Annotated in this window: 31 protein-coding genes; 17 read left to right on the top strand and 14 right to left on the bottom strand. The window is 68.7% G+C overall.

Annotated features, from left to right (window positions below; all coding sequences use genetic code 11):
* Window positions 1–15: 15 nt before the first annotated feature.
* The 3 genes from ACODSL_RS15860 to ACODSL_RS15850 are packed head-to-tail and all read left to right on the top strand — an operon-like array spanning window position 16 to window position 3,305.
* Complete coding sequence (locus ACODSL_RS15860; RefSeq protein WP_488901682.1) at window positions 16–393, top strand: hypothetical protein; 378 nt, start codon at window positions 16–18, stop codon at window positions 391–393.
* A gap of 34 nt (window positions 394–427) precedes the next feature.
* Window positions 428–1,933 carry a response regulator gene (locus ACODSL_RS15855; RefSeq protein ID WP_488901681.1) on the top strand — a complete coding sequence of 502 codons (1,506 nt, stop codon included), beginning with the start codon at window positions 428–430 and terminating at the stop codon, window positions 1,931–1,933.
* A gap of 16 nt (window positions 1,934–1,949) precedes the next feature.
* Window positions 1,950–3,305, top strand: coding sequence for an AmpG family muropeptide MFS transporter (locus ACODSL_RS15850; RefSeq protein WP_488901680.1), 1,356 nt, complete (start codon window positions 1,950–1,952; stop codon window positions 3,303–3,305).
* Here the strand turns inward: ACODSL_RS15850 and ACODSL_RS15845 are convergent.
* The 3 genes from ACODSL_RS15845 to rlmN all read right to left on the bottom strand — a co-directional run bounded on the left by ACODSL_RS15845 (window position 3,302) and on the right by rlmN (window position 5,796).
* Entirely contained in the window at window positions 3,302–4,138 is an 837-nt protein-coding gene (locus tag ACODSL_RS15845; protein ID WP_488901679.1) for a S1 family peptidase, read from the bottom strand. The two genes, ACODSL_RS15850 and ACODSL_RS15845, sit on opposite strands and share 4 nt — an antisense overlap.
* Window positions 4,139–4,143: 5 nt before the next feature.
* Entirely contained in the window at window positions 4,144–4,572 is a 429-nt protein-coding gene (locus tag ACODSL_RS15840; RefSeq protein WP_488901678.1) for a DUF350 domain-containing protein, read from the bottom strand.
* Between the two features lie 66 nt (window positions 4,573–4,638).
* Window positions 4,639–5,796: a dual-specificity RNA methyltransferase RlmN gene (rlmN, locus tag ACODSL_RS15835; RefSeq protein ID WP_488901677.1), complete on the bottom strand. Its 1,158-nt coding sequence runs from the start codon at window positions 5,794–5,796 to the stop codon at window positions 4,639–4,641.
* A gap of 89 nt (window positions 5,797–5,885) precedes the next feature.
* On the opposite strand from rlmN, the gene ACODSL_RS15830 reads away from it, so the two are divergent.
* Entirely contained in the window at window positions 5,886–6,443 is a 558-nt protein-coding gene (locus ACODSL_RS15830; protein ID WP_488901716.1) for a sigma-70 family RNA polymerase sigma factor, read from the top strand.
* A 70-nt stretch (window positions 6,444–6,513) separates the two neighbouring features.
* On the top strand, window positions 6,514–7,155 hold the full coding sequence (locus ACODSL_RS15825; protein WP_488901676.1) for a cupin domain-containing protein: 642 nt from the start codon (window positions 6,514–6,516) through the stop codon (window positions 7,153–7,155).
* A gap of 25 nt (window positions 7,156–7,180) precedes the next feature.
* On the opposite strand, the gene ACODSL_RS15820 is transcribed toward ACODSL_RS15825, so the two are convergent.
* A complete protein-coding gene (locus ACODSL_RS15820) occupies window positions 7,181–8,059 on the bottom strand; it encodes an isoaspartyl peptidase/L-asparaginase family protein (protein ID WP_488901675.1) in 879 nt (292 codons plus the stop codon).
* A 79-nt stretch (window positions 8,060–8,138) separates the two neighbouring features.
* Here ACODSL_RS15820 and ACODSL_RS15815 point away from each other — a divergent pair, with 79 nt between their 5' ends.
* From ACODSL_RS15815 to ACODSL_RS15790, 6 genes are read left to right on the top strand one after another with little or no spacing between them, the layout of a single operon-like run.
* Entirely contained in the window at window positions 8,139–9,137 is a 999-nt protein-coding gene (locus ACODSL_RS15815; RefSeq protein ID WP_488901674.1) for an NADPH:quinone oxidoreductase family protein, read from the top strand.
* Between the two features lie 38 nt (window positions 9,138–9,175).
* The gene (locus ACODSL_RS15810) at window positions 9,176–10,066 is read left to right on the top strand and encodes an SDR family NAD(P)-dependent oxidoreductase (protein WP_488901673.1); all 891 of its coding nucleotides are present in this window, start codon (window positions 9,176–9,178) and stop codon (window positions 10,064–10,066) included.
* A 7-nt stretch (window positions 10,067–10,073) separates the two neighbouring features.
* The gene (locus ACODSL_RS15805; RefSeq protein WP_488901672.1) at window positions 10,074–10,802 is read left to right on the top strand and encodes a 2OG-Fe(II) oxygenase; all 729 of its coding nucleotides are present in this window, start codon (window positions 10,074–10,076) and stop codon (window positions 10,800–10,802) included.
* Entirely contained in the window at window positions 10,802–11,524 is a 723-nt protein-coding gene (locus ACODSL_RS15800; protein WP_488901671.1) for a 2OG-Fe(II) oxygenase, read from the top strand. Before ACODSL_RS15805 ends, ACODSL_RS15800 begins: the two co-directional genes overlap by 1 nt.
* Window positions 11,521–12,252: a 2OG-Fe(II) oxygenase gene (locus ACODSL_RS15795; protein WP_488901670.1), complete on the top strand. Its 732-nt coding sequence runs from the start codon at window positions 11,521–11,523 to the stop codon at window positions 12,250–12,252. The genes ACODSL_RS15800 and ACODSL_RS15795 overlap by 4 nt, the downstream gene beginning before the upstream one ends.
* The gene (locus ACODSL_RS15790; protein WP_488901669.1) at window positions 12,245–13,249 is read left to right on the top strand and encodes a DMT family transporter; all 1,005 of its coding nucleotides are present in this window, start codon (window positions 12,245–12,247) and stop codon (window positions 13,247–13,249) included. Before ACODSL_RS15795 ends, ACODSL_RS15790 begins: the two co-directional genes overlap by 8 nt.
* On the opposite strand, the gene ACODSL_RS15785 is transcribed toward ACODSL_RS15790, so the two are convergent.
* Together ACODSL_RS15785 and ACODSL_RS15780 are read right to left on the bottom strand one after the other, a co-directional pair.
* Window positions 13,172–13,825: a lysoplasmalogenase gene (locus ACODSL_RS15785; RefSeq protein WP_488901668.1), complete on the bottom strand. Its 654-nt coding sequence runs from the start codon at window positions 13,823–13,825 to the stop codon at window positions 13,172–13,174. The genes ACODSL_RS15790 and ACODSL_RS15785 overlap by 78 nt on opposite strands.
* A 19-nt stretch (window positions 13,826–13,844) precedes the next feature.
* Complete coding sequence (locus ACODSL_RS15780) at window positions 13,845–14,249, bottom strand: YkvA family protein (RefSeq protein ID WP_488901667.1); 405 nt, start codon at window positions 14,247–14,249, stop codon at window positions 13,845–13,847.
* A gap of 53 nt (window positions 14,250–14,302) precedes the next feature.
* Here ACODSL_RS15780 and ACODSL_RS15775 point away from each other — a divergent pair, with 53 nt between their 5' ends.
* On the top strand, window positions 14,303–15,091 hold the full coding sequence (locus ACODSL_RS15775; protein ID WP_488901666.1) for an SDR family NAD(P)-dependent oxidoreductase: 789 nt from the start codon (window positions 14,303–14,305) through the stop codon (window positions 15,089–15,091).
* A 65-nt stretch (window positions 15,092–15,156) separates the two neighbouring features.
* Here ACODSL_RS15775 and ACODSL_RS15770 read toward each other — a convergent pair whose 3' ends face one another.
* The 3 genes from ACODSL_RS15770 to ACODSL_RS15760 form a co-directional block, all read right to left on the bottom strand.
* The gene (locus ACODSL_RS15770; protein WP_488901665.1) at window positions 15,157–15,732 is read right to left on the bottom strand and encodes a CC0125/CC1285 family lipoprotein; all 576 of its coding nucleotides are present in this window, start codon (window positions 15,730–15,732) and stop codon (window positions 15,157–15,159) included.
* Between the two features lie 83 nt (window positions 15,733–15,815).
* Window positions 15,816–16,448 carry a LysE family translocator gene (locus tag ACODSL_RS15765; protein WP_488901664.1) on the bottom strand — a complete coding sequence of 211 codons (633 nt, stop codon included), beginning with the start codon at window positions 16,446–16,448 and terminating at the stop codon, window positions 15,816–15,818.
* A 60-nt stretch (window positions 16,449–16,508) separates the two neighbouring features.
* On the bottom strand, window positions 16,509–16,919 hold the full coding sequence (locus ACODSL_RS15760) for an MAPEG family protein (protein WP_488901663.1): 411 nt from the start codon (window positions 16,917–16,919) through the stop codon (window positions 16,509–16,511).
* Between the two features lie 134 nt (window positions 16,920–17,053).
* On the opposite strand from ACODSL_RS15760, the gene ACODSL_RS15755 reads away from it, so the two are divergent.
* The gene (locus ACODSL_RS15755; protein WP_488901662.1) at window positions 17,054–17,260 is read left to right on the top strand and encodes a KTSC domain-containing protein; all 207 of its coding nucleotides are present in this window, start codon (window positions 17,054–17,056) and stop codon (window positions 17,258–17,260) included.
* A 242-nt stretch (window positions 17,261–17,502) separates the two neighbouring features.
* Here the strand turns inward: ACODSL_RS15755 and ACODSL_RS15750 are convergent, their stop codons facing one another.
* Genes ACODSL_RS15750 through ACODSL_RS15740 form a run of 3 tightly spaced genes read right to left on the bottom strand, consistent with a single transcriptional unit; the run spans window position 17,503 to window position 21,129 of the window.
* Entirely contained in the window at window positions 17,503–18,741 is a 1,239-nt protein-coding gene (locus ACODSL_RS15750) for an argininosuccinate synthase (protein ID WP_488901661.1), read from the bottom strand.
* Between the two features lie 59 nt (window positions 18,742–18,800).
* Window positions 18,801–19,166 (bottom strand): hypothetical protein, encoded by a 366-nt coding sequence (locus ACODSL_RS15745; protein WP_488901660.1) that lies wholly within the window; start codon window positions 19,164–19,166, stop codon window positions 18,801–18,803.
* A 4-nt stretch (window positions 19,167–19,170) separates the two neighbouring features.
* Complete coding sequence (locus tag ACODSL_RS15740) at window positions 19,171–21,129, bottom strand: potassium transporter Kup (protein WP_488901659.1); 1,959 nt, start codon at window positions 21,127–21,129, stop codon at window positions 19,171–19,173.
* A 166-nt stretch (window positions 21,130–21,295) separates the two neighbouring features.
* Between ACODSL_RS15740 and ACODSL_RS15735 the strand changes: the two genes are divergently transcribed.
* The 3 genes from ACODSL_RS15735 (at window position 21,296) to ACODSL_RS15725 (ending at window position 23,285) form a co-directional block, all read left to right on the top strand.
* On the top strand, window positions 21,296–21,727 hold the full coding sequence (locus ACODSL_RS15735; RefSeq protein ID WP_488901658.1) for an Rrf2 family transcriptional regulator: 432 nt from the start codon (window positions 21,296–21,298) through the stop codon (window positions 21,725–21,727).
* 86 nt (window positions 21,728–21,813) lie between these two features.
* Complete coding sequence (locus ACODSL_RS15730; protein ID WP_488901657.1) at window positions 21,814–22,419, top strand: flavodoxin family protein; 606 nt, start codon at window positions 21,814–21,816, stop codon at window positions 22,417–22,419.
* A gap of 65 nt (window positions 22,420–22,484) precedes the next feature.
* Window positions 22,485–23,285 (top strand): SDR family NAD(P)-dependent oxidoreductase, encoded by an 801-nt coding sequence (locus tag ACODSL_RS15725; protein WP_488901656.1) that lies wholly within the window; start codon window positions 22,485–22,487, stop codon window positions 23,283–23,285.
* 33 nt (window positions 23,286–23,318) lie between these two features.
* Here ACODSL_RS15725 and ACODSL_RS15720 read toward each other — a convergent pair whose 3' ends face one another.
* On the bottom strand, window positions 23,319–24,017 hold the full coding sequence (locus tag ACODSL_RS15720) for a MarC family protein (RefSeq protein WP_488901655.1): 699 nt from the start codon (window positions 24,015–24,017) through the stop codon (window positions 23,319–23,321).
* A 59-nt stretch (window positions 24,018–24,076) separates the two neighbouring features.
* Here ACODSL_RS15720 and pyrF point away from each other — a divergent pair, with 59 nt between their 5' ends.
* The gene (gene pyrF, locus ACODSL_RS15715; protein WP_488901654.1) at window positions 24,077–24,784 is read left to right on the top strand and encodes an orotidine-5'-phosphate decarboxylase; all 708 of its coding nucleotides are present in this window, start codon (window positions 24,077–24,079) and stop codon (window positions 24,782–24,784) included.
* Here the strand turns inward: pyrF and ACODSL_RS15710 are convergent.
* The gene (locus ACODSL_RS15710) at window positions 24,781–25,623 is read right to left on the bottom strand and encodes a hypothetical protein (RefSeq protein WP_488901653.1); all 843 of its coding nucleotides are present in this window, start codon (window positions 25,621–25,623) and stop codon (window positions 24,781–24,783) included. The two genes, pyrF and ACODSL_RS15710, sit on opposite strands and share 4 nt — an antisense overlap.
* Window positions 25,624–25,684 lie beyond the last annotated feature (61 nt).

The following is a 25,684-nucleotide window of genomic DNA, read 5'->3' as shown; positions in this document are numbered from 1 at the left end:
GCGGGGGAGACAGTGATGCGCGTCTGGAAGATCGTGTTCGCCCTGGCGGCGGCGTTCAACTTCCTCGTCGGCCTGCCGCTGCTGCTGGCCCCGGCCGCCTTCTACGCCGCGCTGAAACAGCCCGTGCCGACAGACCTCATGTCGGTGCAGACCTCGGCCCTGCTGATCAGCGTGTTCGGCGTCGGCTACGCGATGGTCGCCCGCGACCCGCCGCGCAACCGGGCCATCGTCTTGCTCGGTCTGCTGGGCAAGGCGCCCCTGCCGCTGATGGTCTGGCTGCAGGTCCAGGCCGGCAAGGCGCCGATGAGCGCCTTCCAGCTGACGCTCGGCGATCTGCTGTTCGCCCTCCTGTTCGTGGTTTTCCTCGTCCGGACGCCGAAGCCCGCCGTTTGACCCCCCGTTAAGCCGCGGCCGCTAGACTGGCGGCATGACGGATGAGCGCGCGATCACGCCCGAACAGCTGGCGACCCTGAGCCACGAATTCCGCACGCCCCTCAACGGCGTGCTGGGCATGGCGCGGCTGCTGGACGGAACGCGGCTGACGGCGGAACAGAAATCCTATGTCGCGGCCCTGCGCGAAAGCGGCGACCACCTGCTGGCGCTGGTCAACGACGTGCTCGACCTGGCCCGGCTTGGCGCCGGCAAGATCGAGCTGCACCCGGCCCCGACCGACATCGCCGGCCTGCTGCGCCAGACCGCCGAACTGATGAGCCCGCGCGCCCATGAGAAGGGTGTCGAGATCGCCTGGGCCTGCGCCCCCGACCTGCCGCGGGTGATGGCCGACGAGGGTCGCCTGCGTCAGATCCTGCTCAATTTCACCGGCAACGCGGTCAAGTTCACGGAAAGCGGCGGGGTGCTGCTGACCGCCGAGCGGGGCGGCGAGGACCGCCTGCGGCTGATCGTCAGCGACACCGGTCCGGGCGTCCCGGAGGCCGCCCGCCAGCGCATTTTCGAGCCTTTCGTCCACGCCGATCCCTCGCACGGCGCCGTGCTTGGCGGAGCCGGTCTCGGCCTGGCCATCGTCACCCGCCTGACCAATGCCATGAGTGGATACGTCGGCGTCGGTGAAGCTAAGGGCGGCGGAGCCGAGTTCTGGGTCGAGGCGGCCTTCCCGTCGGCGGGTCGGGTCGCGAAAGAACGCCCCCTCAAGGGCTATGTGGTCGGCGTGGCCTCGCCCAATCCCGTGGTGCAGGAAGCGGCCCGACGTCAGATCGTCGGCCTCGGCGGCGAGGCCGTGACCGCCGACAGCATCGAAGACCTGCTGCTGCTCGCGCCGTCCGACGCCGTGCTTCTGATCGACAACCTGCTGGCCAGGGGTCGGCGGACGCTGAAGGCGCCTGAAGGCCGCAACTGCGTGGTCCTGCTGCGACCGGACGAACGGGCCCGCATCCCCCGCAGCCGGACGGCGGGCTTCGCCGGATACCTGATCAAGCCGCTGCGGGCCGATTCGCTGGCCGCCCGCGTCCTGGCCGCCCGGGGAGAATCGGCAAAGGCCGCGCCCCATCCGGAAGACGAGCGGATCGCCGCCGCCACGGCGCCCGGCGCGCGTGTCCTGCTGGTCGAGGACAATCCGATCAACGCCCTGCTGGCCCGCACCCTGCTCAAACGCGAAGGCGCCGAGACCGACCGCGCGGCCAGCGGCCAGGAGGCGCTCGCCGCTGCGGCAGCCGCCAGCTACGACCTGATCCTGATGGACCTGCGCATGCCGGACATGTCCGGTGTCGAGGCGGCCCGCGAACTGCGCGCCCGGGGCGTGTCGACACCGATCGTCGCCCTGACCGCGGACGCGTTCGAGGATGACCGCCGGGCCGCCCTGGGAGCCGGGATGGACGACTTCCTCGTCAAGCCGCTAACGGAAACCGCCCTGCGCGCGGTCCTGACCCGTTGGGTCGGCTGGACGGGCGCGACCGGAGAGGGCAGGCTCGCCTCCTGATTTGGGGGCTGATCCTATGAGCCAGAGCGACGCGGCCAAGCCGGCCCGGAAACACGGCATCGGTGATGTGATCAAGAGCCTGAGGCGGCCCAAGGTCGCGCTCATGCTCGGCCTCGGCTTCTCCTCGGGCCTGCCGTTCATGCTGACGGGCGCGACCCTCGGCTACTGGCTCAAGGACGAAGGCACGAGCCTCAAGGCCATCGGCTTTATCTCCTGGGTCGGCCTGGCCTATTCGTGGAAGTTCCTCTGGTCGCCGATGGTCGACCGGGTGACGCCGCCAGGCTTCGGCAAGCTCGGCCGCCGCCGGGGATGGCTACTGCTGACCCAGGTGGTGTTGGGCCTGGCCCTGTTCGCCATGGCGATGATCGGGCCCGCCGGAGGGCTGGCAGCGATCGGCGCGGCCGCGCTGGTGGTGGCGTTCGCCTCAGCGACCCAGGACATCGCCGTCGACGCCCTGCGCATCGAGGTGGCTGACGATGAGGAGGAATTGGGCCTGGTCACAGGGGCCTTCCAGCTCGGCTACCGGCTGGCCGTGCTGGCCAGCGACGCCCTGATCCTGATCGTCGCCCAATACATGGGCTGGCCCGCCTCCTACAGCCTGATGGCCATCCTCATGGGCGTCGGCATCCTGTCGACCTTCCTGCTCAAGGAGCCGGCGCGGGCCGAGGCCGCGATGGCCAACTCCAAGTCCCTGCTGACCCTTGGTGGGCTGGGCTCTGCCGTGGCGGGGCCGTTCATCAGCTTCTTCAAGACCTACGGCTGGTTCGCCCTGGTCATGCTGCTGATGATCACCCTCTATCGACTGCCCGAGTTCGTCATGGGGCCCATGGCCACGCCGTTCTACCACGACCTCGGGTTCGAGAAGGCCTTTGTCGGCGAGATCCGCCTGTCGGCGGGTCTGGCCGGCACGCTCGCCGGCATCACCGTCGGCGGCGTTCTGGCGGCCTGGCTCGGGCGGATGCGCGGCCTGATCGCCGGCGCGGTGCTGCAGGGCCTAGCGGTGTCGTCCTTCTCTCTCCTGGCCTTCTATGGCCCCGATCAGCGCCTGTTCGCGGCGGTGATGTTCTTCGACAATCTGGGCGTCGGCGCCGCCGGCGTCCTGCTGGTGACCTACATGTCCAGCCTGACCAGCATCGGCTTCACGGCCACGCAGTACGCGCTGCTCAGCTCCAGCTACACTTGGGTCGGCAAGATCCTGAAGGGCTTCTCCGGCGTGGTCGTCGAGGGGCTTCAGGCGAGTCACGGCGTCATGGCCGGCTATGGCCTGTACTTCATCGGCTGCGGTCTGATCGGCGTGCCGGCGCTGTTGCTGTGTATCCTGATCGCCGCCCGGACGCCAAAAGCGCCGCCCGCGATCGCGCCCGCTGCCTAGCTCGTCGCCAGACAGACCACCTGGGCGACGCGCAGGTCTCGGCGCAGGCCGTCGGCGACACGGCCGTAGTTCTCGACGTTGATCGGCTCGCCGAGGGCATAGTTCGAGGGACGATGGCGACCTGTGGCCAGCGCCCGCTGCACGGTCTCCGGCGTGGTGGTGTAGATCCGGCCCCGGCGCGGCGCCTCCGCGACCGTGACCCCGATGACCCGGCCGGCGGAATCGAGAACCGGCGCGCCGGACAGCCCCGCCAGCGTGCCCTTCAGGCTGCCGGTGCGGCCGATCTCGGCCCAGGCCAGAACCGGTTCGGTCCGGGCGCCGCGCCCCCGGACGACGAGGTTTTCGCGACCCAGGAGACGGGACACAGCTTCGCCGGGCTGGCCCTGCGGGAAGCCGGGGTGGAAGCCGAGCGCGCCCGGGCGCGGGCGGGCCGCGGACGGCGCGATCGGCAGGGCCGGGGCGCCGCCCACCGTGGTCAGGATGGCCGCCTCGCCGGTCGGGTCGATCACGGCCTTGGCCGCCACGCCGCGCCCCTCGGCCACAACCAGCGCGATGCGGGTGCAGCCATCGACGACATGTCGGGCCGTCATCCAGACGCCGGTGTCGGCAATGGAAAACGCCGTGCCGGTGCCGGGCTTCTGCTCGCCGGGAACGTCAACCACGACGGCCGGGTCAAATGGCGAGGAGGGGCCGAGCGGAATGGCGTCCTCGCCCGCCATGGGCGGCGGCGGCGGCGGAGCGTCTGCACGTTCGCGGCGACCCATGGACGCGAAAACCAGGGCCGTCACGATGGCCAGGTAGACCAGCCAGTCCGGGAGACGAGGCAGGTGCACCGGGTCTAGCCGGCCAGGGCGGCGGCGAGGATCAGGGCGCTGGCCAGCTTCGCGCCGACGAGCAGCAGCGCGGCCGACATCTCGCCGTCCTGGATGCGTTGCGGCAGGCCATGCAGGAACCAGTCGATGATCTTGAACACCAGCAGCTGCACGCCGATCGTGGCCACGCCCCAGATGCCGATTTCGAGCGGCGAGACCGAGGCGCTCAGCGACGAGGCCAGCGGCAGGGCAAGACCGACCAGCACGCCGCCCAGGGACAGGGCCGCGGCGCTGTTACCGTCGCGGATCAGGGCGATCTCGCGATGCGGCGTCAGCATGACATAGAGGAAGGCCCCGAACAGCAGCAGAACCAGCGTCAGGCCGGCGTGGCCGAGCGTGGTGACAAAGCCCGTCGAGAAGGCCTGGATTTCCATCGACTGGAGTTGCGGCGGCATCGATCAGTCCATCAGGGAACAGCGTGCGAAAGGGTTAGCACGACCGGCGCCATCCCATGCAAGCTTCTAGCCTGACGCGAGCGCTTCCGCCTTGCGACGGACCGACGCGCGAACCTTCTCGCTCTCGGACTTCAGCTGGCCGCAGGCGGCGAGGATGTCGCGACCGCGCGGGGTGCGGATCGGGCTGGAATAACCGGCCTTGTTGAGGATCGCGGCGAACCGTTCGATCGTCGCCCAGTCGGAGCATTCGTAGTCCGTTCCGGGCCAGGGATTGAACGGGATCAGGTTGATCTTGGCCGGAATGCCCTTCAGCAGCCTGACCAGCGCCAGCGCCTCTTCAGGCGTATCGTTGACGCCCTTGAGCATGACGTATTCGAACGTGACCCGGCGGGCGTTGCTGATCCCCGGATAGACCCGAATCGCCTCCATCAGGTTGGCGATGTCGTACTTTCGATTGATCGGCACCAGGACGTCGCGCAGCGGATCGTTGGTGGCGTGCAGACTGATGGCCAGCATGGCCTGTGTCCGCTCGCCGAGCGCCTTGAGCTCGGGTGTCACACCGCTGGTCGAAACGGTGATGCGCCGACGGGAGATGGCGATCCCCTCGTTGTCGCTGATGATGTCGATGGCGTCGGCGACGTTGTCGAGGTTGTACAGCGGCTCGCCCATGCCCATGAAGACGATGTTGCTGAGGCGGCGGTCCTCGCGGTCCGACGGCCATTCCTCAAGGTCGTCCTTGCAGACCTGCACCTGGGCGACGATCTCGGCCGCCGTCAGATTGCGCACCAGGGCCTGGGTGCCGGTGTGGCAGAAGGTGCAGTTCAGGGTGCAGCCGACCTGGCTGGAGACGCACAGGGCCCCCGAACGACCGACGTCAGGGATGTAGACGGCCTCGATCTCGATGCCGGGCGCGGTGCGGATGAGCCATTTGCGGGTGCCGTCCTTCGACACCTGGCGCTCGACGATTTCGGGACGGGCCAGGGTGAAATGTTCGGCCAGGGCGGCGCGCGTGTCCTTGGCCACGTCGGTCATCTGGTCGAAGGCGGTGGCCCCGCGATGGTGGATCCAGCGGAACACCTGGGTCGCCCGCATCTTCGCCTTGTCGGCCGGGACCGCGCCGGCTTCAACGAAGGCGCGCGCCAGCCCCTCGCGGGTCAGGCCCGAGAGGTTGACGGGTGCGGCGACGGCGGGCGTCGCGCGAGCAAGGTTGAGGGTCGCGCCCAAGACAAAGGCTTCCGATGGAATGAGGGGAGTCCCCATATCAGAAAACCACGCACTGGACCAATCGAAGCGGGCGTGACTATCCCTTGGCGGTGAACCGCACCGACAACGACCCCTTCGTCGAGCTGATGGACCGCATCGCCCGCCAGGGCGATCGCGTGGCCTATGCGGCGCTGTTCGATCACTACGCGCCGCGCGTGAAGGGCTATCTGGCCCGGCTCGGACTCGAGCCCGGCCGCGCCGAGGACCTGGCCCAGGACGTGATGGTCGCCGTCTGGCGCAAGGCGGCGAGCTTTGATCCCAGCAAGGCCAGCGTCTCGACCTGGATCTTCCGCATCGCCCGCAACCGGCGCATCGACCTGTTCCGCCGCGAGCGCACGGCGACGCTGGATCCGGACGATCCGCAGCTGAGCCCGGAGGCCCTGCCACCGCCGGACGCAGGGCTGGAAGCGCATCAGCGTGAAGCCCAGGTAGCCCTCGCCCTTGCCGACCTGCCGGCCGAACAACGCGAAATGGTGCGCGCCGCCTTCTACGAGGACCTGACCCACAGCGAGATCGCCGAGCGCTTCGGCCTGGCGCTCGGCACCGTCAAATCCCGCCTGCGGCTGGCATTCGAGAAGCTCCGGTTGCGACTGGAGGCCGCACGATGAGTCGTCCGCCCGCCTTGACCGTCGCCGAAACAGGTCCATATCGCGCCTTTTCAAGGAGTTGCCTGTTCGCATGACCGTCGTGACGCCCCTTCCCGATCCCGCCAGCCATGCCGGCCTGCGCCTGATGGAAGCGACCGCGGCTGTCCTGCGCGGCGCGGAGGCGCCGGCGCGGCCGTCTGACATCCTGGGCGGGGCCTTCCTGGACACCGAGTCGCCGTTGACGATGTCGAGTGATGCGGCCGACGCGGCGCTGGCGCGGATCGAGACGCTGGAAACGATTGACGCACGCGCCGCCGCCCGAAACGCGGGAAAGGGCATCGGCGAACTGCTGACCCTGCCCGACCCCCTGCGGGAAGCCGTGTTCGACTCGATCGAGGCCGGCCGCAAATGGCGGTTCCTCGGCTTCGGCATCCGTGGTCTGAAGCTGGCGATCGCCGGCGAGGGCGAGACCGAGCTGCTGCGCATCGAGCCCGGCCACGGCGTCGCTCCGCATGATCACGACGGCGAGGAATACACGCTGGTTGTCACCGGCGCCTTCCACGACGGCCATCACCGCTTCGGACCCGGCGACGTCAACATCGCCCAGCCGGGATTCGTCCATGCCCCGATCGCCGAACGGGAAGGCGTCTGCTACGCCCTCGGCGTCAGCCTCGGCGGCCGTGCGCGTTTTGAGGGCGCGTTCGGCCTGTTCCAGCGCCTGACCGGGCTCTAGCGCCAAACCCCAGTCGTCGGTGGGCCTAGAAAGCCTCTGAAACGATCTCGCCCGTCGGCAGCAAGGCCGCGCGCTTCATGCCCGCGGACACGAACGGCATGGCGACGTTGCCGTCGGCGTCCACGGCGATCAGGCCGCCTTCACCGCCCAGCGCCCTGATCTCGGCCAGAACGGCGTCGGCGGCCTCGGCCAGGGTTTGCCCGCCGAACCGGACGCGGTGGGCCAGCTGGGCCGCGGCGGCGACGCGGACGAAGTACTCGCCCTGGCCGGTGCAGGAGACCGCCACGCCACGGTCAGCCCAGCCGCCCGCGCCGATCAGGGGCGTGTCGCCGACCCGGCCGGGCAGTTTGCCGAACACGCCGCCCGTCGAGGTCGCGGCGGCCAGTCGCCCTTCCATGTCCCGCACAACGCAGCCAACCGTGCCATGCGAAAGCGTTCCCGGCGGATGGTTGGATTCGTCCTTGCCCGCATGGGTGAACCAGGCCGCGTCATCGGCGATGGCGGCGAGCTTCTGGTCAGCCGCGAACCGGGCCGCGCCGTCCCCGGCCAGCATGACGTGCGGCGTCCAGTCCATGATCGCCCGCGCCACGCCGACCGGACTCTCGAAGCCCTGCAACGCCGCGACCGAGCCGGCCCGGCCGGTGAAGCCGTCCATCAGGCAGGCGTCGAGCTCGTACTGGCCGATGGTGTTGGGCGAAGCGCCCCGACCGGCGACATACAGGCCGGAGACCTCAAGCTCGGCTGTCACCGCCTCGGCGACGTCAAGGGCAAGCGCCCCGGCCAGCAGGCGGTCGCGGCCGGCCTCCACCACGCCGCGCATATGCGCGATCTCACGGCTGTAGTCGCGGCCGCGTTTCGCGCCCGCGCCGCCGTGCACCACCAGACTCAAACAATTGTTCGCCAACGCGTCCCTCCCGCCTATAAAGCCGGAAAGGCTCGCGATACCCTTCCGGGCCAGTCAATGAAAGAGCGGGAGAGACGGCATGCGGGCGGTGCTGAGCAAGAGCGTGGGCGGACCTGAGACCCTGGTCATCGAGGATCTGCCCAGCCCCGTGGCTGGTCCGGGCCAGGTGGTGCTGTCGGTCAAGGCCTGCGGCGTCAACTATCCGGACGTCCTGATCATCGAGGACATGTACCAGTTCAAGCCCTCGCGCCCCTTCGCGCCCGGCGGTGAAGTCGCCGGCGTGGTCAAGGAACTGGGAGAAGGCGTCACCCATCTGAAGGTCGGCCAGCGCGTGCTCGCCAACACCGGCTGGGGCGGTATGGCCGAGGAACTGGCGCTGGACGCGGCCCGCGTCGTGCCGATCCCCGACTCGATGTCGTTCGAGGAAGGCGCCGCCTTCATGATGACCTACGGCACCTCCTATTACGGCCTGAAGGACCGCGGCTATCTGAAGCCCGGCCAGACCCTGCTGGTGCTGGGCGCCGCCGGGGGCGTGGGCCTGGCCGCCGTCGAACTGGGCAAGGCCATGGGGGCGAAAGTCATCGCCGCCGCGTCCAGCCAGGAAAAGGTCGATCTGTGCATCGCCCGCGGCGCCGACAGCGGCGTGGTCTATCCGGTCGGCCCGTTCGACAAGGACGGCAAGAAGGCCCTGGCCAATCTGTTCAAGGACGCCTGCGGCCCCAACGGCTGGGACGTGGCCTATGACGCCGTCGGCGGCGACTATGCCGAGGCGACCATCCGCGCGGCGGGCTGGGGCGGCAAATTCCTGGTCATCGGCTTCCCTGCGGGCATCCCGTCGGTGCCGCTGAACCTGACCCTGCTGAAGTCCTGCGACATCGTCGGCGTCTTCTGGGGCGCCGCGGTGGCCCGCGATCCCAAGGCCCACCAGCAGAACGTCAAGGAGCTGATGGAGCTCTACGCCGCCGGCAGGATCAAGCCGCACGTCTCGGAGACCTTCCCGCTGGAACGGGCCGGCGAAGCGATCGCCCACCTCGCCAGCCGCAAGGCCCTGGGCAAGGTGGTCGTGGTCACCGGCTGAAACTGAAAAACAAGAACCGGATCAGGGAAGAGTAGCGCATGGCGGGTCGTCTGGAGGGCAAGGTCGCCCTCATCACCGGCGGAGCTTCGGGCATTGGCCTGGGCACGGTTGAACTGTTCGCACAGGAGGGGGCCTGCGTGGTCGCCGCCGACCTGCAGGACGAAAAGGGCGCCATGCTCGAGAAGCGGTTCGACGGCCGCATCCGCTACGCCCACTGCGATGTGACCAGCGAAAAGGACATCGCAAACGCCGTGAAGATGGCTGCCGACCAGTTCGGCGGCCTGGACATCCTGTTCAACAACGCCGGCCACGGCGGCGCGCCGGGCAATGTCTCCGAGGTCGACGTCGAAGCCTGGGACGCGACCTTCGCCCTGCTGGTGCGCGGTCCGGCTGTCGGCATGAAGCACGCCATGCCGCTGATGGTCGAACGGGGCGGCGGCTCGATCATCAACACAGCCTCGATCGCCGGCCTGCAGGCAGGCTTCGGCCCGCTGGCGTATTCGGCGGCCAAATGCGCGGTGATCCATATGTCGCGGTGCGCCGCGGCCGAGCTCTCGCCCAAGAAAATCCGCGTCAACGCGATCTGCCCCGGCCTGATCGCCACCTCGATCTTCGGCGCCTCGATGGGCCTGCCGCGCGATGTGGCCGACCAGATGGCCGCCCGCTTCGAGGAAGCCGGCCCCAAGGTCCAGCCGATCCCCAAGGCGGGCCTGCCCGAGGATATCGCCCGCGCGGCCCTCTACCTCGCCAGCGATGATTCGCTGTTTGTCACCGGCACCCACATCGTCGTGGACGGCGGCCTGACCATCGGCGGCAGGGGCTCCTGGGATCCCACCGCCCCCAGCCCGATCCTCGCCGCGCTCGGCATCACGCCGGAACAGGCCCAGCAGATGCAGGCCGCCATGGCGGCCCAGCGCGCGGGAGGCTGATCGCCCTGTGAAGACCCCGCTGGTCATCGACCCGGACCTGGATCCGAAGCGGATCGCCCCGGTCTTCGCGAGATCCGGCCGCATCCACCTGCCGGGCGTCTTCAGCCCGCAGGCTGCGGCCGAGGTCGGCGAGGCCATCCGCGGGGACGTGCCCTGGATCAAGACCTGGCGGACCAGCGGCCCCAGCCTCGACGGGTCGCTTCAGGACTTCGAAGCGATGACGCCGGAAAACCGGGCGCTGTTCGACGCCGACATGACCGCCGTGGCCAGAACGGGGTTCTGCTTCCAGTTCGACGCCTGGCGCGTCAGCGACGACATCCTCGCCGGCAAGCGCCGCGGCGGCGCGCTCGCGCCGCTTGAAGCTGTCCATGATTTCGTCAACAGCGAGCCCTTCCTCGCCTTCGTGCGGACCATGACCGGCGAGCCCCGCTGCGCCTGGAGCGACGCCATGGTCTCGCGCTACCGGGCGGGCGACTTCCTCTCGGCGCACGACGACAGCGTGGCCGGCCAGAAGCGGCTGTTCGCCTATGTCCTGAACTTCACGCCCGAGTGGCGGGCGGACTGGGGCGGCGTGCTGAACTTCCTCGATGAAGACGGGCATGTCGCGGAGGGCTACTCGCCGACCTTCAACGCCCTGAATCTCTTTTCAACGCCGCAGCCGCACGCCGTGTCCTATGTCGCGCCGTTCGCTTCAGGACCGCGGCTGTCGATCACGGGCTGGGTGAGAGCCCGCTGATGACCCTCGCGCTTGACCCTTCGCTGGACCCTGTGGCGCTCGCGCCGGTGTTTCGGCGCATGGGCCGGATGCATCTGCCCGGCGTTCTCGGGGGTCAGGGCGCGGCCCAGGTGAACCAGGCCCTCAACGGCCCCGTGCCGTGGATGAAGTGCGTCCGCGCCGGCGGCGACGGCGGTGATGTTCCGATGGCCGACTGGGAAGCCATGACGCCGGACCGCCGCAGCGGCTGGAACCGGATGCTGACCGAGCACTCGACCCGCGACCTGCAGTTCCAGTTCGACAGCTGGCGGGTCAGCGACGAGATCGAGGCCGGCCGTCGGGTCGGCGGGGCGCTGGCCCCCATCGAGGCGGTCTACGACCTGCTCAATACCGAGGCGTTCCTCAACTTCATCAGGGCCCTGACGGGCGAGCCGCGCTGCGCCTTCTGCGACGCCCAGGCGACCCGCTACCGGCGGGGCGACTTCCTGGCCCAGCACCATGACGACCTCCCCGGCATGAACCGGCTGTACGCCTACGTCCTGAACTTCACGCCCGCCTGGATGTCTGACTGGGGCGGGACCCTGGTATTCCTCGACGAGGACGACCATGTCGCCGAGGGCTATCGGCCGACCTTCAACGCCCTCAATCTCTTCAAGGTGCCGACGCCGCACGCGGTGACCCAGGTGGCCAGCTTCGCCGCCGCCAACCGCCTGTCGATCACCGGCTGGGTCCGCGCCCGATGACCCTGACGCTCAACCCCGCGCTTGATCCCGTCGCGCTCGCGAAGGCCTTCGCGCGGCACAACCGAATCCATATTCCCGGCATCCTTCCGACCGGTCAGGCCGACCAGGTCGGGGCGGTGCTGGCCGGCGACGCGCCCTGGACCCGCGCCGTGCAGATCGGCGGCCGGGCGCTCGATACGACCATCGAGGCCTGGGACAACATGCCACCCGAGCATCGCGCGGTGCTGGACGCGGCCACTCGGGAAGCGGCCCGGACGGGGTTCCTCTACCAGTTCGACGCCTGGCGGCTGAGCGACGAGATCGAGGCCGGGAAGCGTCGTGGCGGCGTCTGCGCACCCGTTGAGGCCGTCTACGACCTGATCAACAGCGAGCCGTACCTGGCTTTCATCCGCGCGCTGACCGGCGAGCCGGACGCGGTCTATTGCGACGCCATGGCGACGCGCTACCGGCCGGGCGACTTCCTGACGACCCACACTGACGCCGCCGAGGGGAAGCATCGCCTGTTCGCCTTCGTGCTCAACTTCACGCCGATGTGGCGGACCGACTGGGGTGGTCTGCTGGTTTTTCCCGGCAAGGACGGCCACATCGACGAAGGGTTCGTCCCGACCTTCAATGCGCTCAACCTGTTCCGGGTGCCCGCGCCCCATACCGTGACCCAGGTGGCCAGCTTCGCCTCGGAGCCCCGGCTTTCCATCACCGGCTGGATACGATCGGCCCGCGATGCCTGAAGAACTCCCGCCCGTCCCCGGGCTCGTCGAACGGTCGACGCTCGCGCCCAACGTCCGCGGCGCCCTGTGGATGCTCGGCTCGGCGCTCGGCTTCACGGTCATGACCACCCTGATCAAGTTCCTTGGGTCCGACTATCCGGCGGCGCTTCAGACCTTCTACCGTCAGGCCGCCGGCTTGCTGGTGCTCGCTCCGCTGATCCTGCGGGATTGGCACGGCGCGTTTCACACGACCCGTCCCGGCATCCTGCTGTTCCGCTCGGCGGTCGGCACGCTGGGCATGATCTTCAGCTTCTACGCCTTCCAGAAGCTGCCGCTGGCCGAGGCCAACGCCCTGTCGTTCACCCGCACCCTTTGGCTGGTGCCGCTGGCGATGTTCGTGCTGCGCGAGAAGACCGGCCCCCTGCGCATCGGCGCGGCTCTGGTCGGCTTTGTCGGCGTGCTGGTCATGCTGCGACCGGGCGCGGCCAACCACGGGTTCGGGCTGGGGCAGATAGCCGCCCTCGCCTCGGCCGCGATGTTCGCCATGACGATCACCGGCATGAAGGTGATGACCCGCGATCACTCGCCCTTCACGCTGCTGGTCTGGTCGGCTGTGCTGGGCCTGGCCTTCTCGATCCCGGGCGCGATCTTCGTCTGGCGCTGGCCAAGCCCGTTCGACCTGTTTCTGCTGGCCAGCATGGGCGTGTTCGGGACGATCACCCAGGCCTGCTACATCAAGGGCATGCAGATCGGCGACGCCGGAGCCATGGCCCCGATCGACTACAGCCGGCTGGTGTTCACCACCGCGACAGGCTTCTTCATTTTCCATGAAGTGCCGGGCGTGGCGACGGCGATCGGCGCGGCCATCGTCGTGGCCTCGACGCTGTTCATCACCTTTCGTGAACAGTACGTCGCCAAGCAGGCCCGGCTCGGCCTCGCGTCAGGGCAGGCGCAGGAAGGCCCAGGCGATCAACGCCTGACCGCCGTAGTAGAGAAACCAGACCGCCCAGCGGCTTAGCCTCTCCGATCCGAACAGGACCAGCTCCCGAAACAGCCCGGCCGCCAGGATGGCGTCGGACGACATGAACAGCACCGCGCCGACCATGGCCGGCCAGTAGAATGCGGGCAGCAGGAAGCTCGACCCGACCATCACCGCGATGACGATGACGTAGAGCGCCACCGCCGCGCGCATGGCGCCCAGAGAGCGCCACAGCCAGGCCAGCATGGCGACGGCCGCGCCGCCGACGCCGATGGCCCCGGCGAGTTGCAGGGCCGTCATCTCCAGGGCCGGGTCGCGCGTTTCCTGGAACAGGAAGATCAGCAGGACGTGGCCGAGCAGGAAGGCGAACAGGCCCGGTGGCAGCCAGCGTTCCGGATCCCCCGCGAGAAAGACGTCCCCCACGGCGCACAGCAACAGTCCCGCCGCCAGAAGCCAGGGCGCGTCGGACAGGAAGGCCATCACCGCCAGGGCCCCCACGGCCGCGACCTTGACCACCGCCCGCTGCAGCGACTGCGCCTGTCCGGTCATGACCAGCCCGTAGGTCAGGGCCGCCAGGGCTGACACGCCGGTCAGCACGGTGTTGGTCTGCTCCATGGCCCCCGCCGTCAGAGTGTCAGTCGTCCGCCGCCAGCTTCGTCAGCCAGGCACGGGCGGCGTCACGGTGATGCGGCTTGATGTTCTTGCCCACCACCGCGAGCAGCGCCGCGAACACCGCCGCGTCGTCGGTAAAGCCGATTCCCGCGAGAATGTCCGGGATGGCGTCGGTCGGCAGCACGAAATAGGCGAGCGCGGCGAACATCATGCCTTTGGCCGCGGCAGGTGTCGCCGGATCCCGGGCGCACCACCAGATCGACAGGGCGTCCGAGGCGAACGGAATGCGCGCGGCGACGCGTCGCATCTTGGGCCAGAATCCCCGCGCGACGCGGCGTTCATTGACCTTCACCAGCTCGGGAACCAGCGCCCGCGCGGGATCAATGACAGGGTTTACGTCGGGTGACGGCTTGGATTCGGCGCTCATCGGGCTAAACCCCTTTTCGAACTGTATTCAACATAAGGATCGGGGAGCCGTCCATGAAGCTTGATTCCTCCATTTCCGCCGTCGTCACCGGCGGCGCCTCGGGCCTCGGTGAAGCCACCGTCCGCGCCCTGGTCGCCCAGGGCGTCAAGGTCGCGATCTTCGACCTGGATCGTCAGGCCGATCGCGGCGCCGCGCTCGAGAAAGAGCTGGGCGTGACCTTCTGCGCCGTCAACGTGACCAGCGACGCCGAAGTCGACGCCGGTTTCGAAAAGGCCCGCGCCGCCAACGGCCAGGAACGCATCCTGGTCAACTGCGCCGGCACCGGTAACGCCGCCAAGACGGCCAGCCGCGACAAGAACACCGGCGATATCAAGCACTTCCCGCTGGCCCATTTCGACATGATCATCCAGATCAACCTGGTCGGCACCTTCCGCTGCATCGCCAAGTCGGCGGCCGGCATGCTGACCCTGGACCCGCTGCCGGACGGTGATCGCGGCGCGATCGTCAACACCGCCTCCGTGGCGGCCGAGGACGGCCAGATCGGCCAGGCGGCCTATTCGGCCTCCAAGGGCGGCGTCGTCGGCATGACCCTGCCGATCGCCCGCGACCTTTCCAGCGAAGGCATCCGCGTCAACACCATCCTGCCGGGCATCTTCAACACGCCGCTGCTGAACGCGGCGCCGGAAGCGGTCAAGGCGGCCCTGGGCGCCCAGGTTCCCTTCCCCAAGCGTCTCGGTCAGGCGGAAGAGTACGCCTCGCTGGCGCTGGAGATGATCCGCAACGGCTACTTCAACGGCGAAGACGTCCGTCTGGACGGCTCGATCCGGATGGCCCCGCGCTAAACCGCGCGCCATCAGACCTGAAAACGGGGCGGCTTCCGAACGGAGGCCGCCCTTTTTTCTGCCCGTCATTCCGCCGGCGGCCGGACGATGGATGGCCCGAGGTTGGTCGTCACCTCTCGAGCGTCGAAGGCGCGCGGGTCGTTCTCGGGCCTGGCCCCGTGGCCGATCAGCACCTCGGCCGTCGCCTCGAACCGTTCGACCGTCCGGACATCGATGCGATCAGCCCAGAAGGGATCGCCGTACCAGGGGTCCCAGGCCCGCCAACCCGGACCAACGCCATAGTAGCGCCAGGTCGGCCGCCAGTAGCCGTAGCGCCCGTAAGGTCCCAGGGGGTCAGGATCGACATAGGTCCGCGCCTTGCGGTCAACCTGCCGCTCAACCACCTGGAACCACTGGCCGCCCTGATCGAGCGTCAGTTCCGCGGCCCGGTACAGCAGGTAGCGTTCCACCGTCTCACGCGAGGTGAGGCTGTTGCCGGCGAAGGTCACGCGGAAGCGGTCCGCCTCGATCCGGGTCTCGGAGAAGCCGCCCGAAACGGCCTGGCCGCGCACGTTCGGCTGATAGGGGGTAGCCGTGGCGCAGGCCGAAAGGCCCGCCGTCGCGACCAGCGCCGCCGCGAGGGCAGCCGCCTTGAAGGTCATCGTCGTTGCTCCAGCACGGGACAGGTCCCTGTCTGAGCACAACACATGGCCCCTGCCGACGGTTGCGCCAAGCGCGGAGTCGCCTAGCGGCGCGTCAGGATCAGGATCGCCACGGCGATCAGCAGCACGCCGACCGTCAGGGCATAGCCGCGCCGGAAGCCAGGCTCGGTCATCCGGCCGGCCAGCGCCGCGCCGCCGAGGCCGTATGCGCTCATGGCGACGACATCCATGCCGATCGTCGCGGCGGCGTACAGCGGCAGCTGGATCGTGAGTTCGCGGGCCGGATCGAGAAACGGCGGCAGGACGGCGGTGAAGAACAACAGCGCCTTGGGATTGGCGATCTGCACCGAGAAGCCGTCGAAAAAGGCCGACCGCGCGCCGTGCACAGCCGGTCGTTCGGCCGGGCCACCCTCGCCGCGCAGGCCGGCGCGGATCGAGCTGACGCCCAACCAGGCCACGTACAGGGCTCCGCCCAGGGCCAGCAGACGGAACGCCGCCGGAAACGCGGTCATCAGCGCGCTGAGCCCCAGGGCGGCGCCGGTGAACCAGACCAGGGTGGCGGCGTTCATGCCGGCCACGCCGATCAGCACCTGGCCCCGACCACGCTGAATTCCGGTAGCGATGGCGAACAGGTTGGCCGGTCCCGGCGTGATCGCCATCAGCACCATGGTGGCCAGAAAGGCGCCGTAGCGGGCGGGATCAACAGGCGACGTCATGGGCGGGGGCATAGCGTCCCCGCCCTGCTTCGGCCAGCCGTTCCCGCGCCGAACGTCGGATCAGGCGAGCAGGATCAGGATGGCCTTGCCGAGCGCGCCGAACAGCAGAACGGCGGCGGAGAGGGTCTGGATCAGGAAGCCCATCTCGCGCTTGCCCGGATCCTTGACGTAGCCGAGTGCGTAGAGAATGCGGCCGACAATCCACACCGCGCCGATGGCGGCGGCGATCACGCCCGTCGGATCACTGGGCGTCCAGAACAGGTGGAACAGCCACAGGGACGGCAGGAAGATCGGCAGCCACTCCAGCGTGTTCGCCTGCACCCGAACGGCCCGTTCGAGCAGCGGATCTCCGGTCATGGTCGGCGCCGAAATGCCGCTCTTGCGACGCGCGCCGGCGACGCCCATGCCCATCCAGAAGTAAACGAGCAGCGCCAGCAGCGTGACGATGGCGACGTAAGCATGTGACTGCATGTGAAGATGCTCCCCTGATCCCGGAACGGTCTGCGCCGTTCGCGGGGAACCTGTCATGCTTCGCGCGAATGCGGAACTCTTGCCGGTCGCCGGCCCTTTTACGGACTGGACCGCCGGGAACACGGGAGACCGCCATGCCCTTCGCTTCCACCGCCATCCGCCACGTGCGCTACGAAGACGACCGGCAGAAACTGTTCGTCACCTTCGTTGACGGCGGTGAGTACGTCTACGTCGGGGTCCCTGGCGACCTCCACCGCAGCTTTGTCGCGGCAGACTCCCTTGGCCGCTTCTTCATCGATCAGATCCGCGACCGGTTCCCGTACAACCGGCTGGACGGCTAGGTCGGCACGGGACAGGGGACACGTACCTAAGTCCGTGTCCCCCTCAATCCGCATCCCCAAACCCCGTCATCGTCGGACTTGTTCCGACGATCCATGAACACCCATGGCGACCGGGCAACCGCGCTTTCGCAACGCCCGCGACCAAGGTCCGCGCGCATGGATCCTCGGGACAAGCCCGAGGATGACGTCTGGGTGTTGCGAGCGGACGGGGACACGCTCTGAAGTGCATGTCCCCGCGCCACCTACTCCTTCGCCGTTCGCTGATCCCGCTTGGCCAGTACGCGCAGGCGCAGGGCGTTGAGCTTGATGAAGCCGCCGGCGTCTCGGTGGTCGTAGGCCACCTTGCCTTCCTCGAACGTCACCAGATCCTGGTCGTACAGGCTGTAGGGGCTGGTGCGGCCGATGATGGTCACGTTGCCCTTGTAGAGCTTGACCCGCACCTGGCCGGAGACCTTGGCCTGGCTGTAGTCGATGGCCGCCTGCAGCATCTCGCGCTCGGGGGCGAACCAGAAGCCGTTGTAGACCAGTGATGCGTACTTCGGCATCAACTCGTCCTTCAGGTGCATGGCGCCGCGATCGAGCGTGATCGACTCGATGCCGCGGTGGGCGGCCAGCAGGATGGTGCCGCCCGGGGTCTCGTAGACGCCACGCGACTTCATGCCGACGAAGCGGTTCTCGACCAGATCGAGGCGGCCGACGCCGTTGTCGTGGCCCAGCTGGTTCAGCTTGGTCAACAGGGTCGCCGGCGACATGGCCACGCCGTCGATGGCGACCGGGTCGCCCTTCTCGAAGTCGAGGGTGAAGACCTGCGGCTTGTCTGGCGCGTCCTCGGGGCTGATCGTGCGCATGTGCACGAACTCGGGCGCCTCGATGGCCGGGTCCTCCAGCACCTTGCCCTCGGACGAGCTGTGCAGAAGGTTGGCGTCGACGCTGAACGGCGCCTCGCCGCGTTTGTCCTTGGTGATCTGGATCTGGTGCTTCTCGGCGAAGTCCAGCAGCGCTTCGCGGGACTTGAAGTCCCACTCGCGCCAGGGGGCGATGACGGTGATGTCGGGCTCCAGGCCGTAGTAGCCGAGCTCGAAACGGACCTGGTCGTTGCCCTTGCCGGTGGCGCCGTGGCTGACGGCGTCCGCGCCCATCTTGCGGGCGATCTCGATCTGTTTCTTGGCGATCAGCGGCCGGGCGATCGAGGTGCCGAGCAGATACTGGCCCTCATAGACCGTGTTGGCGCGGAACATCGGGAAGACGTAGTCGCGCACGAACTCCTCGCGCACGTCCTCGATGAAAATGTTCTCCGGCTTGACGCCCGCGGCCAGCGCCTTGGCGCGCGCCGGCTCGATTTCCTCGCCCTGGCCGAGGTCGGCGGTGAAGGTGATGACCTCCGCCCCGTATTCGGTCTGCAGCCACTTGAGGATGATCGAGGTGTCGAGGCCGCCGGAATAGGCGAGGACGACCTTCTTGACGGACTTCTTGGCGGTCACGGCGGTGTTCCTGGGGAGAGACAAGTTCCGGCGCGTTCAAGGGCGCCGGGGGGCCGGGGTCAACCCTTGAGTTGGCCCTCGGCGGCCAGGGTGGCGAGGGCGCGGCGCACCTGGGACAGATGCAGCACGGCCAGCAACGGCGCGACGGTCAGCCTGACGCCGAGCGCGATCAAGGCGCCGTTGATGTCGAGACCCGGCGCGCGGCTCTCGAACTTCAGCCAGACGCCGGCGGCGATGGCGAGGATCGGGACCACCCACAGGGCCGAAAACCGGTCGACCCGGGTGGTTGCGATCGCGCCCTTCCAGGCCACGGGGACCTTTGTTCCTGCCGGGATCTTCTTCCCGCTGCTCCACGACAGGGAGCACATCAGGGCGAGGGCCATGATCCAGAAGGCGTCGCCAAGGATGGAGAGGAAGTGGATCACCGCGTCAGACCGTCACCTGCGCACCCATCTCCACCACACGTCCCGGCGGGATCTTGAAGAAGTCCGTCGGGTTGGCGGCGTTGCGCATCAGGAAGATGAACACCTTGTCCTGCCAAAGCGGCATGCCGCTGTGGGCCGAGGCGATCACCGAGCGGCGGCCGAGGAAGAAGCTGGTCGCCATGATGTCGAACTTCAGCCCCTGCTGCTTGCGCAGCAGCGCCAGCGCCTTGGGCACGTTCGGCGTTTCCATGAAGCCGTAGGTGATGATCAGCTTCTTGAAGTCGTCATTGACCGGTTCGATGCGTACGCGGTCGGCCTCGCTGACGCGGGGTGTCTCGGCCGTGCGCACGGTGGCGATGACGTTCTTCTCGTGCAGCACCTTGTTGTGCTTGAGATTGTGCATCAGGGCGACCGGGGTCATGTCCGGGTCGCTCGTCAGGAAGATGGCCGTGCCGGGTGCGCGGTGCGGCGGCCGGGCCTTGAGGATGTCGATCAGGTCGGTCAGCGGCACCGAGTCCCGCCGCGTCTTGTCGGTCAGAATCTGCGAACCGCGGTTCCAGGTCCACATGACCAGCACCAGCACGCCACCGAACACCAGCGGCATCCAGGCGCCCTGCGGAATCTTCAACAGGTTCGAGGAGATGAAGGTCAGGTCCAGCAGCACCAGCGGCACCAGCAGCGCCAGGGTCGCTGCCCAGCTCCACTTCCAGGCCGCGCGCACAATGACGAAGGCCAGCAGGGTGTCGACCAGCATCGAGCCGGTCACGGCGATGCCGTAGGCCGAGGCGAGGGCGTGCGAGTTGCGGAAGCTGAACAGCAGCACCAGCACGCCGACCATCAGCATGGTGTTGACCTGCGGCACGAAGATCTGGCCGGCCTGGGTCTCGGAGGTGCGGCGGATGTCGATGCGCGGCAGCAGGCCCAGCTGGACGGCCTGCTGCGTGACCGAGAAGGCGCCGGTGATCACGGCCTGACTGGCGATGACGGTGGCGCAGGCGCCGAGCACCAGCACGGGCCAGTAGGCGAACTGCGGCACCATTTCCCAGAACGGATTATGCCGGGCGGCCGGGTGGGCGAGGATGAAGGCGCCCTGCCCGAGGTAATTCAGCGCCAGGCAGGGGAAGACCACCACCAGCCAGGAGGCGCGGATCGGCCCTTTGCCGAAATGGCCCATGTCGGCATAGAGCGCTTCGGCCCCGGTCACGGCCAGGAACACGCTGCCGAGAATCACGAAGCCGAGGAAACCGTTCTCGAACAGGAAGCGGACGCCGAACCACGGGTTGAAGGCCTGGAAAATCCGCAGGTTTTCGCCGAGGTGATAGAGGCCCAGCGCGCCGAGGATCAGGAACCAGATCAGCGTGATCGGACCGAAGAAGGCGGCCACCTTGTGGGTGCCGCGCGACTGCACCATGAACAGGCCGACGAGGATCGCCGCCGAGATGGGCAGGATGTAGGGGTCGACGCGGGCGCCCATGCCCGGCGCGTCCTTCAGGCCTTCCATGGCCGAGAGCACCGAGATGGCCGGGGTGATGACGCCGTCGCCGTAGAACAGCGCCGCCCCGATCACGCCAAGCAGGAATACCGCCGCCGATCGTTTGCCGGTGGACTTGGTGAGTGTCCGGCGGGCCAGGGCCATCAGCGCCAGAGTGCCGCCTTCGCCCTTGTTGTCCGCCCGCATCAGAAGGAAGACGTATTTGACCGTCACGACCAGGAACAGGGCCCAGATCACCAGCGAGACAACGCCGAGAACCGCATGCTCGGTCGAGGCGCTGTTGCGCGAATGGGCCAGCGCCTCGCGCATCGCGTAGAGCGGGCTGGTGCCGATGTCGCCGAACACCACGCCGATCGAACCGAGCGCCAGGGCCCAGAAACTCTGGCTGCCGTGGCCGTCTGCGGGATGAGCTGGAGTCGGGTTGGGGGCCGCCGGGGAGGAGGCGGTCGCGCCAGGGGCTTCGGAAGCCATAAGATCCCTCCGGGATCACGACGGGGAGGTCCCGGCGCCAAGTCCCAAGCGAGTGCGGCGCGGGCGATACACCCAATCCGCGGGGTGTTCAATGCGTCGCCGCCCGGTCGGTTCTACGATTTTCGTGGCGCCGGGGCCCCGCCTTTCCTACCTTTCGGATCCGATCATGTCAGACAGCCAGAAATTCCCGGTAGCGGCCCACGCGCTCGCCTATCTCGCCCACAAGGAGGCGACGTCGGCGGAGCATGCCATTTCGAGCGCCGAACTGGCCGCCTCGATGCCGACCAATCCCGTTGTGGTCCGCCGGGTCACGGCGATGCTGGCGCGCGCCGGGCTGATCGACACCCGCGCCGGGGCCGGCGGCGGGGCCTGGCTCAGGGTCGACCCCGCGACGATCCGCCTCGACGTCGTGCTGCGGGCCGTCGGGGGTTGCACGCATCTGGGTGTCGCGCCGCCGGGCGCCAAGGGCTGCCCGGTCGGCGAGATGATCCCCGAGGCAGTCAGCGCGGCGATCACCGCGGCTGACACGGCGGCCTCCGAGCGGCTGTCCCGAATCACGGTCGCCGATCTGCTCAAGGCGCCCGCAGAAAAACTGTAATCGATGTTGTGACCGATGCCTTGTTCTCACAATCCGGCCTTCATACGTAACTGCCACTGACGCAGTTTCTTATAAAGGAGCCTCCCATGGCCCGCATCGCCATCGCCTTCCACTCCGGCTACGGCCACACCGAAGTTCTCGCCAACAGCATCGCCGACGGCGTGCGCCAGTCCGGCGCCGAGGCGGTTCTGCTGAAGATCGAGAGCGCCGTTCAGGATTTCGAGCCTTTCCTCGATGAGATCGGCCGCTCGGACGCGGTGATCTTCGGCTCGCCCACCTACATGGGCGATGTCTCCGCCCCGTTCAAAGCCTTCGCCGACGCCACGTCCAAACCCTGGTTCACCCAGGCCTGGCAGGACAAGCTGACGGCAGGCTTCACCGTCTCGCACAGCTTCTCGGGCGACAAGCTGCACACGCTGCAGAGCCTGTCGGTGCTGGCGGCACAGCACGGGATGGTCTGGATCGGCCAGGGCGAAGCGGCCCCCGCCGTCACCGCAGCCGAGCGCGGCCCGGATACCGTCAACCGCGTGGGCGCCTTCCTCGGTCTCGCGGCCCAGGCCGACAACGTCGCGGCGGACTCCTCCCCGCCGGCCGGCGAACATCAGACGGCGCGGCTTCTCGGCCGCCGCGTGGCCCGGGCGGCGCAGCGCTGGGCGCGCGGCGGAGACGTAGAACTGTATCAGGCGGCCTGACGCCGCTTGACCGGGTCGGCGGGCGGGCCAATCTTGGGGTCCCAGTTCCTCAAGGGTCCGCCCGCATGGCTCGCCGCCTTGCGCTGATCACCGGCGCCTCCGCCGGCATCGGCGCCGCCTTCGCCCGTATCTACGCCAGCCACGGTTACGACGTGGCCCTGACCGCCCGCCGGGCCGACCGGCTGGAGACGCTCGCCAGCGAGATTCGTCTGCGCTTCGGGGTCGAGGCCCTGGTGATCGCCGCCGACCTTGCGGAGCCCGGCGCCAGCGACGCCGTGCTGGCCGAGATCGAGTCGCACGGCCGGGTGGTCGACGCCCTGATCAACAATGCCGGCTACGGCCTGCCCGGCGCTTATGCCGACACTGCGTGGCCGGACCAGCGCGGGATGTTGCAGGTGATGCTGGTGGCGGTCTGCGAGCTGACCCACAAGATCCTGCCGGGCATGATCGAGCGGAAGTTCGGCCGCATCGTCAATGTCGCGTCGCTGGCGGGCCTGGTGCCCGGGTCGGCCGGCCATACCCTGTACGCGGCGACCAAGAGTTTCCTCGTCAAGTTCTCCCAGAGTCTCCACCTGGAGAACCTGGCGACCGGCGTGCATGTCACCGCGCTGTGCCCCGGCTTCACCTTTTCCGAATTCCACGACGTCAACGCGACCCGCGCGCAGATCAGCCAGTCGACGCCGGACTGGCTGTGGCTTGGCGCCGACGAGGTCGCGGCCACGGGCTACGAGGCCGCGGAGGCCAACCGGCCGGTCTGCGTCACGGGTACGCCGAACAAGGTCATCGCGGCCATTGCCAAGATTCTCCCCGACGACTGGGCCCTGGCCCTGATGTCCAGCCAGGGAAGCCGCTTCCGGAAGGTGTGACGCCTTGGGCGCGGAGGTCGGTGACCACCGCCCCTACTTCGTCGCCGCGTAGGGCGCCGAAACGTCCTTCTTGATGATCACGCCGCGCGCGGTATCGGCCACGCCGATAATCACGAACTGCACCGCCATGGCGCAGAGGATCAGGCCGAGCACACGCACGATGATCGTCATGCCGATCCGGCCGAGCAGGCGCGAGATCAGCGGTGTCGCCCAGAAGCAGACCATGGTGAGGACCGAGACCGCCGCGATCACTCCGACGCCGGCCGCGAAGCCCTGGACGCCCATCTCCTTTGCTTCGCTGGCATAGATGACGACCGTCGAGATCGCGCCGGGCCCGATCAGCAGGGGCATGGCGAACGGCACGACCAGTCGCTCGAAGCGGCGGCGGGCGTAGGCGCGCGGACCCTCGGCCTCGGCGCCCTCCGCGGCGTCGGAGAACATGGCGGTGAAGTCGTCCCGCGCCATCTCCAGCCCCATGAGGAACAGGATGACCCCGCCGGCGATGCGGAACGCCGGCAGCGAGATGCCGAAGAACTCCAGCAGCGACAGGCCGGTGAAGAAGAAGAAGCTCATGAACAGGAAGGCGAACAGCGAGATATAGACCGCCACCCAGCGCCGGCCGGCGGCGATGGCGCCCGCGGTGGCCGCCGCGAACACCGGCACGTTGCCGATCGGGTCCAGCAGCGCGAACAGGGCGACGAAGAAGTTGACGGCGTATTCGGACGGGCTCATGCAGCGGTCTTAGCCCAAATCACGCCCGCGCGCCTCCCCCGAGAGGCGGGAGAGACCGCATGTCCGCCGACCCGCGCCTGATCATCGCCCTCGACCTGCCCAGCCGCGCCGAGGCGGAGGCTATGGTCGAAACCCTGGGCGACGCCGTCGGCTTCTACAAGATCGGCCTGCAGATGCTGGCTGTCGGCGGCATGGACATGGCCAAGGACCTGAAGGCGCGAGGCCGACAGGTGTTCCTCGACTGGAAACTGCACGACATCGGCGCGACGGTCGAAAAGGCCACGGCCGCCATTGTCGGATCGGGCGCCTGCGACCTGCTGACGGTCCACGCCCAGCCGCAGGTTCTGGCGGCGGCGGTCAAGGGCCGCGGCGGCGATGCCCAGGCAAAGATCCTCGGTGTCACGGTTCTGACCAGCCTGAACGGCCAGGACCTGGCGCAGATCGGCTACGGCATGGGCGTGGAGCAACTCGTGGAACGCCGCATCCGTCAGGTGATCGACGCCGGCACCGACGGCGTCGTGGCCAGCCCGCACGAGGCGGCATTGGCGCGACGGATCGGCGGCCCTGGCTTCCTCGTGGTGACGCCCGGCGTGCGGCCCGCCTGGGCCGGCAAGGACGACCAGGCCCGCGCGGCGACGCCTCTCGAGGCTCTGCAGGCGGGGGCCAGCCATCTTGTCGTCGGCCGACCGGTTACGGCCGCGGATGACCCGCGCGAGTCGGCCTTCCGGATCTCCGGGGAGATGGCGGGTAGCCTGTCGCCGGCCTAGTGACAGCCGCAGCCGTGTGACGGCGGCGGACGGTGCGGCGGCGGGCGATGTCCGCCGCCCCCGCCGCCGAAGCTGACGCGGGCGCTCGAACTGGCGGAGGCCCAGGAAGAGGACGACGCGCCGGCTCCGGCATAGGCGTAGCCGCCACCACCGCCACCACCGGAATAGACGATCTCGGGACCAACACCGCCGGCGCCCCAGAAGAATCCGTCGGTCAGATGCACCTCGCCGTATCCAGGCGGATAGGGCTGGCAGGGCGGCGGATAGCGGGGGTCCTGCGGGGCGGCGCAGGGCGACGGGTAGCCGCCGCACTGGCCACCGCAGGTCGGCGGCGGCGCAGGAACAGGGTAGCCCCCGCAGCGGTCGCAGGGAGAGGGATAGCCGCCGGGCTGCGGATAGGCCGTCTGGTGGTAGATCGGCGGCGGCCAGTGGCCAGGCTCGCAGCAGGCCGGCGCGGGATAGCCGGCCGGCTGGCAGCAGGGACCTGGCGCGGGCGGATAGTAGGCCTGGGGCGGCGGCGCGGGCGGGTACCCGCCGGCATCGCAACAGGGCCCCGGCTGCACGGCGTAGCCGCCCTGGTCCTGGGGTGGATAGGCCGTCGGCGGGGGAGCAGGATAGGGCTCGACCGGATAGGACTGGGCCGACGAAGCCTCGCCGTAGGCATATCCGTCCGCACCGGTTTCGCCCACCGCGACATAGCCGGCGTCAGGGCCGTAGCCCGGCGCATAGGCGGCCTGGGGCGCAGGCTGAGGCGGCGGCGGTTCATAGGCCGCCGCCGCGCGCGCGAGCACGAGCAGGCTGACCACCGCCATCGATATCCGGACAATCCACCTGATCATGGCCGCCTCCAGCGCCGTGAACGGGTAGCCTAGATCGGGCCAGGGGGGGCGGCGAACGCTT

The sequence above is a fragment of the Caulobacter sp. FG121 genome (genome assembly GCF_057809815.1).
Note: the sequence above shows the minus strand (reverse complement) of the source record. Positions and strands in the feature narration are given on the sequence as shown.

What these genes read in the sequence shown, in the direction of transcription:
- ACODSL_RS15860 (WP_488901682.1), top strand. Translation starts at nt 16, where the DNA reads ATGCGCGTCTGGAAGATCGTGTTCGCCCTGGCGGCGGCGTTCAACTTC.
- ACODSL_RS15710 (WP_488901653.1), bottom strand. Translation starts at nt 25,623, where the DNA reads ATGATCAGGTGGATTGTCCGGATATCGATGGCGGTGGTCAGCCTGCTC.
- ACODSL_RS15765 (WP_488901664.1), bottom strand. Translation starts at nt 16,448, where the DNA reads ATGACGTCGCCTGTTGATCCCGCCCGCTACGGCGCCTTTCTGGCCACC.
- ACODSL_RS15755 (WP_488901662.1), top strand. Translation starts at nt 17,054, where the DNA reads ATGCCCTTCGCTTCCACCGCCATCCGCCACGTGCGCTACGAAGACGAC.
- ACODSL_RS15840 (WP_488901678.1), bottom strand. Translation starts at nt 4,572, where the DNA reads ATGCCGCCGCAACTCCAGTCGATGGAAATCCAGGCCTTCTCGACGGGC.
- ACODSL_RS15785 (WP_488901668.1), bottom strand. Translation starts at nt 13,825, where the DNA reads ATGGAGCAGACCAACACCGTGCTGACCGGCGTGTCAGCCCTGGCGGCC.
- ACODSL_RS15850 (WP_488901680.1), top strand. Translation starts at nt 1,950, where the DNA reads ATGAGCCAGAGCGACGCGGCCAAGCCGGCCCGGAAACACGGCATCGGT.
- ACODSL_RS15795 (WP_488901670.1), top strand. Translation starts at nt 11,521, where the DNA reads ATGACCCTGACGCTCAACCCCGCGCTTGATCCCGTCGCGCTCGCGAAG.
- ACODSL_RS15800 (WP_488901671.1), top strand. Translation starts at nt 10,802, where the DNA reads ATGACCCTCGCGCTTGACCCTTCGCTGGACCCTGTGGCGCTCGCGCCG.
- ACODSL_RS15720 (WP_488901655.1), bottom strand. Translation starts at nt 24,017, where the DNA reads ATGAGCCCGTCCGAATACGCCGTCAACTTCTTCGTCGCCCTGTTCGCG.
- ACODSL_RS15815 (WP_488901674.1), top strand. Translation starts at nt 8,139, where the DNA reads ATGCGGGCGGTGCTGAGCAAGAGCGTGGGCGGACCTGAGACCCTGGTC.
- ACODSL_RS15825 (WP_488901676.1), top strand. Translation starts at nt 6,514, where the DNA reads ATGACCGTCGTGACGCCCCTTCCCGATCCCGCCAGCCATGCCGGCCTG.
- ACODSL_RS15740 (WP_488901659.1), bottom strand. Translation starts at nt 21,129, where the DNA reads ATGGCTTCCGAAGCCCCTGGCGCGACCGCCTCCTCCCCGGCGGCCCCC.
- ACODSL_RS15855 (WP_488901681.1), top strand. Translation starts at nt 428, where the DNA reads ATGACGGATGAGCGCGCGATCACGCCCGAACAGCTGGCGACCCTGAGC.
- ACODSL_RS15810 (WP_488901673.1), top strand. Translation starts at nt 9,176, where the DNA reads ATGGCGGGTCGTCTGGAGGGCAAGGTCGCCCTCATCACCGGCGGAGCT.
- ACODSL_RS15735 (WP_488901658.1), top strand. Translation starts at nt 21,296, where the DNA reads ATGTCAGACAGCCAGAAATTCCCGGTAGCGGCCCACGCGCTCGCCTAT.
- ACODSL_RS15730 (WP_488901657.1), top strand. Translation starts at nt 21,814, where the DNA reads ATGGCCCGCATCGCCATCGCCTTCCACTCCGGCTACGGCCACACCGAA.
- pyrF (WP_488901654.1), top strand. Translation starts at nt 24,077, where the DNA reads ATGTCCGCCGACCCGCGCCTGATCATCGCCCTCGACCTGCCCAGCCGC.
- ACODSL_RS15760 (WP_488901663.1), bottom strand. Translation starts at nt 16,919, where the DNA reads ATGCAGTCACATGCTTACGTCGCCATCGTCACGCTGCTGGCGCTGCTC.
- ACODSL_RS15790 (WP_488901669.1), top strand. Translation starts at nt 12,245, where the DNA reads ATGCCTGAAGAACTCCCGCCCGTCCCCGGGCTCGTCGAACGGTCGACG.
- ACODSL_RS15775 (WP_488901666.1), top strand. Translation starts at nt 14,303, where the DNA reads ATGAAGCTTGATTCCTCCATTTCCGCCGTCGTCACCGGCGGCGCCTCG.
- ACODSL_RS15780 (WP_488901667.1), bottom strand. Translation starts at nt 14,249, where the DNA reads ATGAGCGCCGAATCCAAGCCGTCACCCGACGTAAACCCTGTCATTGAT.
- ACODSL_RS15725 (WP_488901656.1), top strand. Translation starts at nt 22,485, where the DNA reads ATGGCTCGCCGCCTTGCGCTGATCACCGGCGCCTCCGCCGGCATCGGC.
- ACODSL_RS15770 (WP_488901665.1), bottom strand. Translation starts at nt 15,732, where the DNA reads ATGACCTTCAAGGCGGCTGCCCTCGCGGCGGCGCTGGTCGCGACGGCG.